Below are 13,642 nucleotides of genomic sequence, written 5' to 3' on the forward strand. Positions count from 1 at the left end.
GATTATGTCGGGCCACACCGACAGTCACACACGCGAGGCCGAGGGTGACTCACTCCAGCCCGAAGGTCAGCACCGAGTCCGCCTGCCCGCCCCGGTAGGCGATCAGGTCCGCGTCCGGCCGCTCGTGGCGCAAGAACTCGCTGAGCGCCTCGGTCAGGTCGTCCGGCGCCTCTTGGCCCAAAAGGACGGTCACCAGTTCACCGCCCGCCGCGAGCATCCGCCTGACGACCCCGACGGCCGCGCGCGCGTACGCCTGCTCCCCGGGCGGGCCCGGTTCGATCAGGACCACCTCGCCGTCGGCGAAGCCGAGCACGTCGCCCGCCGCGCACGGCCCGATCCAGGTGATCGCGTCCTGCGCCGCCACCACGACCTCACCCCGCCGGGTGGCGGCCGAGGCCTCGGCCATGGCCACCACGTCGTCGGCGGCCCGCCTGCGCGGGTCGTGCACCGCGATCGCGGCCAGCGCCTGCACCGGTGAGGCGCACGGGACGACGACCACGTCCTGCCCGGCGGCCACCGCGCGGATCGCGGCCTCGTCGGCGATCGCCATCAGCCCGGTGTCGGCGGGCAGGACGGTGACGTGCGCGGCCCCGGTGCCGGTGATCACGTCCAGCAGTTCGTACGCGGTGGGCTCCCCGGTGCCCACGCGCAGCACGGCGACCCCCTCGGCGAGGAACAGCTCGGCCAGCTCGTCCCCGCGCACCGGCGCGACCACGGCTCGGTCCCGGGTGAACCGGTCGGGCGACTCCGGGACCGCGTCGGCGAACCGGGCGACCCGGATCCGGCGCGGCCTGCCCGCGTCGATCCCGGCCTCGATGGCGGCGCCGACGTCGTTGCAGTGCACGTGCACGGTCCACAGGTCGCCGCCGTCACCGACCACGGACACGCAGTCACCCAGCCTGTCCAACGCGTGGCGCAGCGTGGTGACGGCGGCCTCGTCGGTGTCGGTGAGCAGGTACATGACCTCGTAGCCGTAGAGCCCGGACCCGGCCTCCCGCGCGGCCACCAGCGAGTGCTCAGCCGCGTTGTGCCGGTCCGCCGCGCTGTTCCGGTCGGCGGGACTGTGGTGGGCGGCCGCGCTCTGCTCCTCGGCCCGCACCCGGGCGGCGGCGGCGATCGCGGCGGGCTGCCCGGCGACCACGGCGACCAGCGCGTCGAGCAGCACGACGACCCCGCGCCCACCGGCGTCGACCACCCCCGCCTCGGCCAGCACCCCGAGCAGCTCGGGCGTGTGGTCCAGCGCGACGGCGGCGGCCTGAGCCGCGGAACTGGCGACGTCGTGCAACCCGTCCGGCCCCTCGGCGGCGGCGGCCGCGTCCAAGACGGTCAGCATCGTGCCCGGAACCGGCGTAGACACCGCGGCCGAAGCCAGCCGAGCCCCTTCCCGCAGGGCGGATCGCAACACCGGCCCGGTGATCTCGGCCTGCCCGCGCACCGCTTCGGCCATCCCGCGCAGCACCTGGGAGATGATCACGCCGGAGTTGCCCCGCGCCCCCGTGAGCGCGCCCTTGGCCAGCACCGCGAACGCGTCCCCCGCGCCGACCCGATCGGCGGCGGGCGCCCGCAACAACGCCTCGAGCGCCGACCGCAGGGTGCTGAGCAGGTTGGACCCGGTGTCACCGTCGGCCACCGGGTAGACGTTGATCCGGTCGATGGCCACCCGGTGCGCGTCGAGCGACTGCACGCAGGCCGCGACCCAGCGGCGCACCTCACCCGCGTCCAGCGCCTCCAGCACAGACCCTCCCCACGTCCCCAGCGGTGTTCCGGGGAGGGTAGCCCGGGCCCCCGGTTTGGTGCCGGGGGTAGGCACCCGTTACCCTGTGCAGACCGCCCAGGCCTGCCTGGGCCCTCGTATGTGCGCCCGACGCAGCGCCACCTCACAGTGGCCGCGATGGGCACCACCACTGTGAAGGAGTGTCTGACGTGGCTGCCGTGTGCGACGTCTGTGGCAAGGGGCCAGGCTTCGGCAAGTCGGTCTCGCACTCGAACCGGCGCACCAACCGCCGGTGGAACCCGAACATCCAGACTGTGCACGCCCGACTGGGCATCTCACAGCGCAAGCGCCTCAACGTGTGCACCTCCTGCCTGAAGGCGGGCAAGGTCGTCCGCGGCTGAGCGACAACAGACTGACAAGACCGGCGCTGGTGGCACCCCCACCAGCGCCGGTCTTTTTTGTGCGCGCGGACGCGCTGCTCGTGCCCTGCCTGACCCCGCTGGAACACGCCAGCCCCACTACCCGTGTCCTGCCTGACTCTGCTGGAACCCCCTAGCCCCACCGCTCATGCTCTGCCTGACCCCGCTGGAACCCGCCGCGCCCCACCCTCCTGCTCGATTGGGTGGACTGCCTTGATGTGGGGAAGGGCGACCGTAAACTCGCTGTGGTCGTGGGATGCCTCTACCCCACCCTCTTTCCCACGACGGTCGCCCGAGGGGACCCACATCAAGGCAGTCCACCCAATCGAGCACCACAGCCCAAGCCGCGTTCGCCGACGGGCAACACGAGGCGGCAACACAAGGAAGCACAAAGGGGGCACCCCGACCGGGATGCCCCCTTTGTCCAGATAGCTACCGAGAAGCCTTCGCGGGCGTCCCATTCGACTGAGCCGCCGGAGCCGCCGCGGCCCCAGCGGCGCCCAGCACCTCAGCGAAGTGCTTCTTCGCCTGCTCCAGCACCGCGAACGTGTTCGTCACCTGCTCGGACACCTGCCGCTGGAACGCGTCCGCCTTGTCGTGCCGGTCGGTCGCGTGCGTCAGCTTCGCCTCGGCGTCGGCGACGACCTCCGCGGCGTGCTTCTCCGCCGCGGTGCGCTTCGCGGTGATCTCGGCGTCGGCCTTGGTGCGCTGGTCGGTCAGGGCGCGCTCCGTGTCGGCCTTCTGCTTCTCCGCGTCCGCGACCAGCTTGGCGGCCGCCTTCTCCGCGGTCTCGCGCTTGGCCTTGATGTCCGCGTCGGACTTGGCGCGCTGGTCGGCGAGGGCGCGCTCGGTGTCGGCCTTCTGCTTCTCGGCGTCGGCGACCAGCTTGGCGGCGGCCTTCTCGGCGGCGTCGCGCTGGGTCTTGATCGCGGCCTCGGCGCTGGCCCGCTGGTCGGCCAGGGCCTGCTCGGTCTCCTCGGTCTGGGCGAGCAGGGCGGCCTCGATGGCGGCGGTCTGCTCGGCCAGGCTGCGCTCGACCTCGGCGGTGCGGGCGGCCAGGTGCTTCTCCGCCTCGTCGGTGCGCTTGGCCAGCTCGCCCTCGGCGGCGGCGCGCTTGCCCGCGAGCTCCTTGTCGGCCTGCTCCTCGGCGGCGGCGCGGCGCTCGGCGGACTCGGCGTCGAGCTGTTCACGGACCCGCAGGGCCTCGGCGTCGAGCTGGTCGCGGTGTCCGGAGGCGTCGGCGTAGAGCTGCGCGATGCGCGCCTCGTTGGCCTTGGCCTGCTGTTCGATCTCGTCGCGGGCGTCGGCCATGAGCTTCTTGTGCTCAGCGGCCAGGGTCGCGCGCATGCTCTCGTACTCGGCGTCGAGCTCGGCGTGGTTGCGGGTGTAGTCGGCCTCGAGCTGCTTGCGCCGCTCCTCGAGGTCGCTGATCATCTTGTCGTGCTTGCCCTTGAGGTCCGCGGCGTAGCGGTCCGCCTCGGCCCGCACGCCGGTGGCGGCCTCGTCGGCCTGCTTGGCCGTCTTGCCCGCGTAGGCCTCGGCGTTGAGCCGGGTCTGGGCGGCGTAGTCGTCGGCCGCGGTGCGCGTGGCGCCCGAGTAGCCGTCGGCCTCCTTGCGCGTGTTCGCGCCGTAGCCCTCCGCCTCCGAGCGGGTGGAGGCGCCGTACTCGTCGGCCTGCCGCTTGAACTCGGCTATCTCCTCCTCGGCCAGCTGCATCATCAACCGCACCCGCTCGGTCATGCCCTCGGTGCTGTTGGGGTTGGCGCTGATCCGGTTGAGGCGGGTGGTCGTCTCCAGCAGCTGCTGCTGGAGCGAGCCGAGCGACTTGGTCAGCTCGGCGACCTTCGACGACGCGTCGTCGCGACCCTTGGTCGCGTGGCGCAGGTCGTAGGTGAGGCGGGTGACCCGTTCGTTGACCTGGCGGGGGTTGTACCCGCGGAGAACGGTGTCGAAGTGCGGAAGACGGTCGGTGGACTCGGCGTCACCAGAGGGCATTGCCCCACTTTAGTATGACCGCCGTAGGTGTGAACCCGCCGGAGTAGTTAATTCTCTGTGCTTGGGACCGGTCACGGATTGCCTTGTGGCGCGACCGGCGCCGCGCATTGCGTTCGGCCGCGCTCGGTGCGCAAGTGCAGGTTGGGTATGCGGAACGGTTGCGGGATCGACATCACCGCGCTCTGGCCCTGAACCTGGCGGAATTCCGCGAAAGCCGCGTCGATGCCGAGCCGGTTCCCGGCGCCGGGAACACGAAGCGGATTCGGTATGACATTACCCGCCGCGTCCTTGACGGTCGTCACATCTTCCCCGGGCACACCGATCTTGACCACGCCGTCCATGTCCAGCGCGTCGGTGGCCGAGAGCACGTCCAGTTCGACGTTCTCGGTCTGGACCTCCCAAGTGGACCGGTCGCCGTCCCCGCCGGTCACGAAGATCGTGAACCAGGTCCCCAGCACCTGCTGCTGGAACGACAGGCACAGCTCGTTGATCCGCCCCTGGGCGAACCCGAGCCTGCCCACCCGCGCGCGCCGAGGACTCCCACGAGCACCAACGCGGGCAGGCCGAGTGCGGCGCTGCTTAGCCAGTGCGTGCGGCCCCTCATGAGCCGCCCTTGCTAGTGACGCCGAGCGTCGCGCCGGGCAGCCGCACCGGGTTGTCCCGGCCGGTGCTGGGGGTGGGGTTGAAAGCCTTGAGCGCGTACAGGTCCATCCGCACGTCGCACAGGTGCACGCTCAGCGAGACGCCCAGCCCGAGCAGCCAGGCGGCGGGCAGCGCGCACAGCAGCAGCGGGCTGGACGCGTAGAGGTTGTCGGCCTACAGGTCTGTCTGCATCTGCTGCCCGGCGGCGTTGGTGCCGCCCAGTTGCGTGGTGCCCGAGGAACCCAGGCTCAGCGCGTAGTTCGACCGGGCGACGTCGGTGATCTTGAGGTCCTCCAGGGTGGGCGCGCGGAAGGTGTAGTGCGCGGCCTGGAAGGACACGCCGTTGAGGTGGTCCAGGTCGGGCAGCACCGCGGTACCGACGAGCAGTCCGAGGATCGCCACGAACACCAGTGGTGTCCGCCACCTCACGCCGCCCCCGCGCCCGCCGGGTCGGCGGTGACCGCTTCGGCGCCCTCGGGTTCCACACCGTCCGAACCAGCGGCACCCGAACCAGCGGCACCCGAACCAGCAGTGCCCGAACCGGCACCGTTCGGATCAGCACCGTCCGAATCGGACACCCGGTCGCGTTTCGGTCCCCAGCCGAAGGTCATCGAGCCGCCGAGCACGCCCAGCAGCATGCCGACCAGGAACCCGCCCAGGTTCGAGGCCACCAGGGACGCCACCGCGAACAGCACGCCGAGGAAGCCCGCCAGGTGCCGGGTGCGCGGGGCGAACCAGGCGCACAGTCCGAACAGGATCAACCCGCCGCCCAGCAGGTAGCCGTAGATCCCGCCGAAGCCCGCGCTCACCACGACCGCGGTCGGCGCGAAGGTGAGCGACATGACCGCCCAGCCGCCTGCCGCCATCCACAGCCCGCCCGGGAACGGCCGGGTGCGGCGGAAGTCGGAGAACCACCGCCACCCGCGAGCGGCGGGCGCGCCTGCCCGCGACAGCGGGGAGGGCTTGAGCGCGGGGGTCTCGGGGACCGTCTCGGGATCACAGCCATGGCCGTCCTCAGCAGTTCACGGTGCCCGGCACGATGACCAGGTTCAGCTTGGGCAGGGTGATGTTGCCGCTGATCTCGGCCGTGTTGGCGTCCGCGCTGAGCGCGGTCAGCTGCACCACGCCCGCCTCCAGGCCGAACGCGCCGACGGTGCCGCCCTCCAGCGGCTGCCCGCCCATCTGCACCTGGTGCGCGGTCTTGCCCAGCACCATCTCGGAGAACTGGCTCTGCGCGCCCTGCACCGCCTTCGCCTCCAGGATCAGGTTGTAGGCGTCGATCACGTCCGGGCCGCCGTTGGGCGTGCCGTCCACCGGGGAACCCGCGTTGAGCTTGAGCGTGTAGGGCAGGCCCAGGATTGTCTGGTGAATCGCCGCGCAGAGCCCGTCGAGCTTGGCCGACTGGAAGCCCGCGCGGGCCATCGCTTCGCCGTTTGCCCGTCGGCGAGCTGCCTGCTGTGCAGGAAGGCGGCGAACCCGCTGCCGTTGATCTGGTCCGAGCGCAGCGTGAACGGCTGCCCGGAGACGAAGAAGTTGGCCGTGGGGACCCAGCGTCTGCTCGGGTGGTGGCGCCATCGACCGCTCGGGGGTATTGAAAGCGTTTCGCGATCGGTGGTCGGCACACGATGGCAAACCGCCCCCGCGCCGACAAGGGGCCGATTGACGCAGTGGTGACCGCAGGTCACGGTTACTTCGCCGTAACAGCTACGCAGCGTCAGTTAAACCAAGAAAGCTTGCGACCGGTCTCAATGGTCAGCGGAATGTGCGCTGATCGGAGGCCATGGACGACTCCGGCAGGTGGTCACCCTGCGTGCTCAGATCACATTTCCGCAACTACTCCCTTGGGGTAACCTGCCCGGCGTGCGAGTGCGGTGGAGGCGGGTCCTGGGCGTCGCGGCGGGTGGACTCGTCGCGCTGGTCGTCGTGGCCGGGGTGGTCGTCGCGATCCTCGCGGTGCCGGTGTCCGGCAGCAGCATGTCCCCGACCTTCGCCGACGGCGACCGGTTGCTGCTGCGCCCCTTCGACGGCCCCGGCGACGTCCGCCGCGGCGACGTGGTGGCCGTGCGGTTCACCGAGAACGGGCCACTGGTGGTCAAACGGGTGATCGCGGTGGCGGGCGACCGGGTGCGCATCGACCCCGGCCCGGTCGTGCGCCTGCTCCGCGCCGGGCAGACCGACTGGGAGGTGGTCCCCACCCCGGGCGACTGGGGCACCAAACCGGTGGCGTGCTGCGGTCTCGACGGCGCCGCCTCGCCCGGTTCCGCCGATGTGCTGGTACCCAACAAGATGCTGTTCGTCCTCGGCGACAACCCCAGCGGCTCCGACGACTCGCGCACCTTCGGCTGGGCGCCGCGCGAGCGGGTGCGCGGGATCGTTTGGACCAAGGTCTGGCCGCTGGGCGGCTGACGGACCGACGACGCCCACCTGGTGAGCCGGCAATTGGGGAACCTTGCCCGGAGTGGTCCGCGCCACTACCGACAAGGGTATGGACATCTCAGTGCGAAGCGGCAGGAACAGGACAGCGCGCGGACTGACCGCCCTGGGCGTCGGCCTCGCGTGCGTCACGACGGCGGTCGCGGCCCTCCCCGGGCACGCGGCGGCGCAGGCACCGATCTCCAGCTACGTGGTCGTCCTGAAGGACGGCGCGGGTGCGACCGAGGCGGGCACCCGGGTGACCGCCGTCGCCCAGCGCAACGGCACTCCGGTCGGGCACCGGTACACCGCGGCGTTATCCGGCTACTCCACCAGCACCACCCCGGCCCGGGCCGCCGCGCTCGCCGCCGACCCGGCCGTGGCCTACGTCGTCCCCGACAGCCCGGTGCACGCGCTGGGCGACCAGCTCAACCCGCCCGGCTGGGGCCTGGACCGCATCGATCAGCGCAGGCTCCCGCTGGACCAGCGCTACCACTACGACACCACCGCCGCCCGGGTGAGCGCGTACGTGCTCGACACCGGTGTCCGCGCCACGCACCAGGACTTCACCTCCCGCGTGCGCGGCGGCGTCGACCTGGTGGACAACGACAACAACCCCGACGACGGCAACGGCCACGGCACCTTCATGGCCGGGCTGGTCGGCGGCAAGGTCTACGGCGTGGCCAAGGCGGTCACGATCGTCCCGGTCCGGGTGCTGGACAACAACGGCAGCGGCTCGATCGCGACCGTGATCGCGGGTATCGACTGGATCACCACCCACGCCCGCGGCTCGCTGGCCGTGGTCAACATGAGCCTGGGCGGCTCGGCGAGCCAGGCCCTCGACGACGCGGTGCGCCGCTCGATCGCCGCGGGCATCACCTACTCGGTCCCGGCGGGCTCCTCGGCCACCCAGGTGGGCAACACCTCGCCCGCGCGGGTCGCCGAGGCGATCACCTCGGCCACCCTCACCCAGACCAACTGCGCCGCGAGCAACTCCAACTACGGCCCGGGTGTCGACCTGTACTCCCCGGGGGTCAACATCCCCGGCCCCTGGAACAACGCGGACAACGGTGTGCGGACCCTCAGTGGCACCTCGCTGGCGGCCGCGCACACCACCGGCGCCGCCGCCCTGGTGCTCGCGCTCAACCCGGCGTTCACCCCCGCGCAAGTCCAGGCCGCGCTGGTGCGCAACGCGAGCCCCGGGGTCTGCAATCTCCCGCCCAACACGGCGAACCGCATCCTCTACACCGGACCGTTCGCCGGCTGACCGCGGTCCGGACACGGCCGTCCGGGTGAGGGCCCTGGCTTCCCGCGCCGGGGGCCGGCAGCATCCGCGGCGTGCGTCCGGCCGGGGGCCGTACGGGAACGCCGGGCGCACGCCGCACACCCACGTCGGACTCCGGCGAACCGCCCCCGTGGCGGGCCGCCGCGCCGGGACACGGCCCACCCGAGAGGACCCACCCGTGCTATCAGCTGGCAGACGGCTGCGCGTCGCCGTGCCGCTGGTCGTCGTCGCGCTCGCCGCGGCGGCACCGCACGCCCAGGCCGACCCGGAGCCCGACCGGCTCCCGGTGACCGGCGCCGACAACACCGACCTCGCGGTCGCCACCGCGGCCACCGGGCCCGATGAGACGGGCGCGGTGGTCGCGTTCTGGGCCGCCTACGCCGGTCGCGCGGACCTGCGCAAGGCCGCCGCCATCCTCGACGCCCGGCTGCGGGCGCAGGGACCGGTGGCCGAACCCGCCCGCCAAGCAGTGCGGATGCTCGTGGCGCACGCCCGCGGCGACCACCGCCGCGCCTGGGCCGAGCGGCTGGAGCTGCTCGACGCCCGGGTCGACCCTGCAAACGCCCAGTTCGTCACCGCCGCGCTCACCGCGTCCGACCGCGCGCTGGGCATCACCCGCGCCGCGACCGTGTCCAGCGCACCGGGCGCCTACAACGGGCACGTGCCCGCCGCGATGGCCGACGGCGACACCGGCACCTACTACTGGAGCGCGGGGGCACCCACCGCGGGCACCCAGCTCACCCTCGACCTCGGCCGGGTCCGCCCGATCGAGGGCGTGGCGGTCGCCATGGGCACCGCGGCCCGGCCACGCGACTACCTGCGCGCCGGGGTGCTGGAGGGCTCGGTCGACGGCGTGGGCTGGACACCGGTGCGCAGCCTGCCCGGCCGCCCCACCGTCGCCGCCGATCTCGCCTCGGCGCCGCGTGATCTGCGTTACCTGCGGCTGCGCGCGACGGCGGACCAGCGCAACTGGCTGGCGGTGCGGGAGTTCTCCGTGCGGCCCGCCCCGGCCGACGCGTGCACCGACGGCGACGCCACCACCGGCTACCCGCTCACCGGTGGGCCGCTGGTGGTCACGGTGGGTCCGGCCAGGGCATTGGACCGCATCGTGGTGCTCGCGAGCGCCGGGACCGCGCCCGGCGCGCCGGTGCAGCTGCGCGACGAGACCGGCCGCTGGCGCACGATCGGCAGGCTGGGCGGGCAGTACACCGACCTGTCCGCGCGCGGTCTGGTGGCGGGCCAGCTGCGGCTGGTGGCCCCCGAGGGCTCGACGGGCGCGGCCGTGCGTGAGATCGTGGTGCACCCGGCGGAGTGAACGCTCGTTAATCACCGCACGGGCCGAGCGCGTCGGTCGCGCGAGCGCGAGCGCTCGACGCGGGAAAACCCAGAAATCGGATCGATCAGGATGGCGCCCGTCACGTGGGACGACGCTCCCGACTGGCGAGACATTCACGGTAATCTCCGTCGACCGACGCTGACGTAGCAGGAGGTAACCGGGCATGTTCCGCAAGGTGCTCGTCGCCAACCGAGGCGAGATCGCCATCCGGGCGTTTAGAGCCGGGTACGAACTCGGCGCAGGCACGGTGGCCGTCTTCCCCTACGAGGACCGCAACTCGCCGCACCGGATGAAGGCCGACGAGGCCTACGAGATCGGCGAACCCGGCCACCCGGTGCGCGCCTACCTCTCGGTGGAGGAGATCGTCAAGGCCGCCCGGAAGGCGGGGGCGGACGCGGTCTACCCGGGGTACGGCTTCCTCTCGGAGAACCCCGAGCTCTCGCGCGCGTGCGCGGAGGCCGGGATCACCTTCGTCGGCCCCGACCCGGACATCCTGGAGCTGACCGGCAACAAGGCCCGCGCGATCGCCGCGGCCGCCGAGGCCGGGCTGCCGGTGCTGCGCTCGACGCCGCCGTCCAAGGACGTCGACGGCCTGCTGGCCGCCGCCGAGGACATCGGCTTCCCGATCTTCGTCAAGGCCGTCGCGGGCGGCGGCGGGCGCGGCATGCGCCGGGTCGAGGAGCCCGCGGCGCTGCGCGAGTCGCTGGAGGCGGCGATGCGCGAGGCCGAGTCGGCCTTCGGCGACGCCACCGTCTTCCTCGAGCAGGCCGTGCTCGACCCGCGGCACATCGAGGTGCAGATCCTCGCCGACGGCGTGGGCAACGTGATCCACCTCTACGAGCGCGACTGCTCGCTGCAGCGCCGCCACCAGAAGGTGATCGAGATCGCGCCCGCGCCGAACCTGCCGACGGAGCTGCGCGACAAGATCTGCGCCGACGCGGTGGCCTTCGCCCGGCACATCGGCTACAAGAACGCGGGCACCGTCGAGTTCCTGCTCGACACCCGCGGCAACCACGTCTTCATCGAGATGAACCCGCGCATCCAGGTCGAGCACACGGTCACCGAGGAGGTCACCGACGTCGACCTGGTGCAGTCGCAGCTGCGCATCGCCGCCGGGGAGACCCTCGACGACCTGGGCCTGACCCAGGACGACATCTACGTGCGCGGCGCCGCCCTGCAGTGCCGGATCACCACCGAGGACCCCGCCAACGGGTTCCGCCCGGACACCGGCATGATCAGCGCCTACCGCTCCCCGGGCGGCAGCGGCATCCGCCTCGACGGCGGCACCGCGGCCGGCGCGGAGGTCAGCGCGCACTTCGACTCGATGCTGGTCAAGCTCACCTGCCGGGGCCGCGACTTCGGCGCCGCGGTGCGCCGGGCCAAGCGCGCGCTCGCCGAGTTCCGCATCCGCGGCGTGGCCACCAACATCCCGTTCCTGCAGGCCGTCCTGGACGACCCGGACTTCGTCGCGGGCCGGGTCACCACCGCGTTCATCGAGCAGCGCCCGCACCTGCTCACCTCGCGCAGCTCCGCCGACCGCGGCACCCGGCTGCTCACCTACCTCGCCGACGTGACGGTCAACAAGCCGCACGGCGAGCGGCCGAAGGTGATCGACCCGCGGGAGAAGCTGCCCGCCGTCGACGTGAGCGGCGCGCCGCCCGCGGGCACCAAGCAGAAGCTCGTCGAGCTGGGCCCGGAGGGCTTCGCCCGCTGGATGCGCGAGAACAAGCGGGTGGGCGTCACCGACACGACCTTCCGCGACGCGCACCAGTCGCTGCTGGCCACCCGGGTGCGCACCCGCGACCTGCTCGCCGTGGCGCCGCACGTGGCGCACACCACCTCGGAGCTGTTCTCCCTGGAGTGCTGGGGCGGCGCGACCTACGACGTGGCGCTGCGCTTCCTGGCCGAGGACCCGTGGGAGCGGCTGGCCGCGCTGCGCGAGACCGTGCCCAACATCTGCCTGCAGATGCTGCTGCGCGGCCGCAACACCGTGGGCTACACGCCGTACCCGACCGAGGTGACCGACGCCTTCGTCAAGGAGGCCACCGCCACCGGCATCGACATCTTCCGGATCTTCGACGCGCTCAACGACGTCGAGCAGATGCGCCCGGCGATCGAGGCCGTGCGCGAGACCGGGTCGGCGATCGCCGAGGTCGCCCTCTGCTACACCGCCGACCTGTCGGACCCGGGCGAGCAGCTCTACACGCTCGACTACTACCTCAAGCTGGCCGAGCAGATCGTCGGCGCGGGCGCGCACGTGCTCGCGGTGAAGGACATGGCGGGCCTGCTGCGCCCGCCGGCCGCCGCACGGCTGATCACCGCGCTGCGCAAGGAGTTCGACCTCCCGGTGCACCTGCACACCCACGACACCGCCGGTGGCCAGCTGGCCACCTACCTGGCGGCGATCCAGTCCGGTGTGGACGCCGTGGACGGCGCGACCGCGTCGATGTCGGGCACCACCTCGCAGCCCTCGCTCTCGGCGATCGTGGCCGCCACCGACCACACCGACCGCGAGACCGGGCTGTCCCTGCAGGCCGTGGCCGACCTGGAACCGTACTGGGAGACCGTGCGGCGCGTGTACCGGCCGTTCGAGGCGGGCCTGCCCGCGCCGACCGGGCGGGTGTATACCCACGAGATCCCCGGCGGCCAGCTGTCCAACCTGCGCACCCAGGCGGTGGCCCTGGGCCTGGGCGACCGGTTCGAGGACATCGAGACCATGTACGCCGCCGCCGACCGGATGCTCGGCAGGCTGGTCAAGGTCACCCCGTCGTCCAAGGTCGTCGGCGACCTGGCCCTGCACCTGGTCGGCGCCGGGGTGGACCCGAAGGACTTCGAGGCCGACCCGGGCCGCTTCGACATCCCGGACTCGGTGATCGGCTTCCTGCACGGCGAACTGGGCGACCCGGCGGGCGGCTGGCCGGAACCCTTCCGCAGCAAGGCGCTCAAGGGCCGCGCGGCCCCCAAGGGCGTGGCCGAGCTGACCGAGGCCGACCACGAGGGCCTGGAGTCCACCCGCCGCGGCACCCTCAACCGGCTGCTGTTCGCCGGGCCCACCAAGGAGTTCCAGGCCCACCGCGACCAGTTCGGCGACACCAGCGTGCTGGCCAGCAAGGACTTCTTCTACGGCCTGGAGCAGGGCAAGGAGTACGCGGTCTCACTCGAGCGCGGCGTCACCCTGCTGATCGAGCTGGAAGCCATCGGCGACCCCGACGAGCGCGGCGTCCGCACCGTGCTGGCCACCCTCAACGGCCAACTGCGCCCGATCCAGGTCCGCGACCGCTCGGTCGCCTCCGACCTACCGGTCGCCGAGAAGGCCGACCGCGGCAACGCCAACCACGTCGCCGCCCCGTTCGCGGGCGTCGTCACCCTCGCGGTCGCCGAAGGTGACACGGTCGAGGCGGGCGCCACGGTGGCCACCATCGAGGCGATGAAGATGGAGGCCGCGATCACCGCCCCGAAGTCGGGCACGGTGACCAGGCTCGCGATCGGCTCGGTGCAACAGGTGGAGGGCGGCGACCTGCTGGTCGTGCTCAGCTAGACCGTGCTCAGCTAGATCCCCAGCCAGACCGTGCGGGGCCGCCTCCTCCGGGAAGCGGCCCCGCACGCCTTTCCGTCGGGCGCGGCGAAGTCCACCGTGCGCGTGTCGGACCTTGGAAGCAAAGGGATCCCGCGCCCGCTGGAAGGCGACAGGATCCCAGCCCCGCTGGTACGCAAGTCCCGTTACGTTTGTGCTCGATTGGGTGGACTGCCTTCGTGTGGGGGGAGGCGACCGCTAAACTTGACCTGTGGTGGGGATGCCCTTCTCCCCACGCTTTTTCCCCACGCGGTCGCCTAGGGGC

11 protein-coding genes are annotated in these 13,642 nt (G+C 72.3%); 5 read left to right on the top strand and 6 right to left on the bottom strand.

What is annotated here, in order from left to right:
• Positions 1-49: 49 nt before the first annotated feature.
• On the bottom strand, positions 50-1,735 hold the full coding sequence (locus QSK30_RS26335; RefSeq protein ID WP_285506745.1) for a DAK2 domain-containing protein: 1,686 nt from the start codon (positions 1,733-1,735) through the stop codon (positions 50-52).
• Between the two features lie 188 nt (positions 1,736-1,923).
• On the opposite strand from QSK30_RS26335, the gene rpmB reads away from it, so the two are divergent.
• Positions 1,924-2,115, top strand: a complete 192-nt coding sequence (gene rpmB, locus QSK30_RS26340; RefSeq protein WP_018682090.1) for a 50S ribosomal protein L28 — start codon at positions 1,924-1,926, stop codon at positions 2,113-2,115.
• Positions 2,116-2,565: 450 nt separating this feature from the next.
• On the opposite strand, the gene QSK30_RS26345 is transcribed toward rpmB, so the two are convergent.
• The 5 genes from QSK30_RS26345 to QSK30_RS26365 all read right to left on the bottom strand — a co-directional run bounded on the left by QSK30_RS26345 (position 2,566) and on the right by QSK30_RS26365 (position 6,345).
• Complete coding sequence (locus QSK30_RS26345; RefSeq protein ID WP_285506746.1) at positions 2,566-4,128, bottom strand: coiled-coil domain-containing protein; 1,563 nt, start codon at positions 4,126-4,128, stop codon at positions 2,566-2,568.
• 71 nt (positions 4,129-4,199) lie between these two features.
• A complete protein-coding gene (locus QSK30_RS26350) occupies positions 4,200-4,649 on the bottom strand; it encodes a DUF6230 family protein (protein WP_285506748.1) in 450 nt (149 codons plus the stop codon).
• Between the two features lie 295 nt (positions 4,650-4,944).
• Complete coding sequence (locus QSK30_RS26355; RefSeq protein ID WP_285506750.1) at positions 4,945-5,199, bottom strand: hypothetical protein; 255 nt, start codon at positions 5,197-5,199, stop codon at positions 4,945-4,947.
• A complete protein-coding gene (locus QSK30_RS26360; protein WP_285506767.1) occupies positions 5,196-5,723 on the bottom strand; it encodes a DUF6114 domain-containing protein in 528 nt (175 codons plus the stop codon). Before QSK30_RS26360 ends, QSK30_RS26355 begins: the two co-directional genes overlap by 4 nt.
• 61 nt (positions 5,724-5,784) lie before the next feature.
• Positions 5,785-6,345: a DUF6230 family protein gene (locus tag QSK30_RS26365; RefSeq protein WP_352231623.1), complete on the bottom strand. Its 561-nt coding sequence runs from the start codon at positions 6,343-6,345 to the stop codon at positions 5,785-5,787.
• 285 nt (positions 6,346-6,630) lie between these two features.
• Between QSK30_RS26365 and lepB the strand changes: the two genes are divergently transcribed.
• The 4 genes from lepB to QSK30_RS26385 all read left to right on the top strand — a co-directional run bounded on the left by lepB (position 6,631) and on the right by QSK30_RS26385 (position 13,341).
• Positions 6,631-7,176, top strand: coding sequence for a signal peptidase I (gene lepB / locus QSK30_RS26370; RefSeq protein WP_285506753.1), 546 nt, complete (start codon positions 6,631-6,633; stop codon positions 7,174-7,176).
• Between the two features lie 91 nt (positions 7,177-7,267).
• Positions 7,268-8,449 carry a S8 family peptidase gene (locus QSK30_RS26375; protein ID WP_285506755.1) on the top strand — a complete coding sequence of 394 codons (1,182 nt, stop codon included), beginning with the start codon at positions 7,268-7,270 and terminating at the stop codon, positions 8,447-8,449.
• Positions 8,450-8,645: 196 nt separating this feature from the next.
• Positions 8,646-9,782, top strand: coding sequence for a discoidin domain-containing protein (locus QSK30_RS26380; protein ID WP_285506757.1), 1,137 nt, complete (start codon positions 8,646-8,648; stop codon positions 9,780-9,782).
• Between the two features lie 184 nt (positions 9,783-9,966).
• Positions 9,967-13,341: a pyruvate carboxylase gene (locus QSK30_RS26385; RefSeq protein WP_285506758.1), complete on the top strand. Its 3,375-nt coding sequence runs from the start codon at positions 9,967-9,969 to the stop codon at positions 13,339-13,341.
• Positions 13,342-13,642: the final 301 nt, after the last annotated feature.

The organism is Actinokineospora sp. NBRC 105648, assembly GCF_030269645.1.
Taxonomy (GTDB): Bacteria; Actinomycetota; Actinomycetes; order Mycobacteriales; family Pseudonocardiaceae; genus Actinokineospora.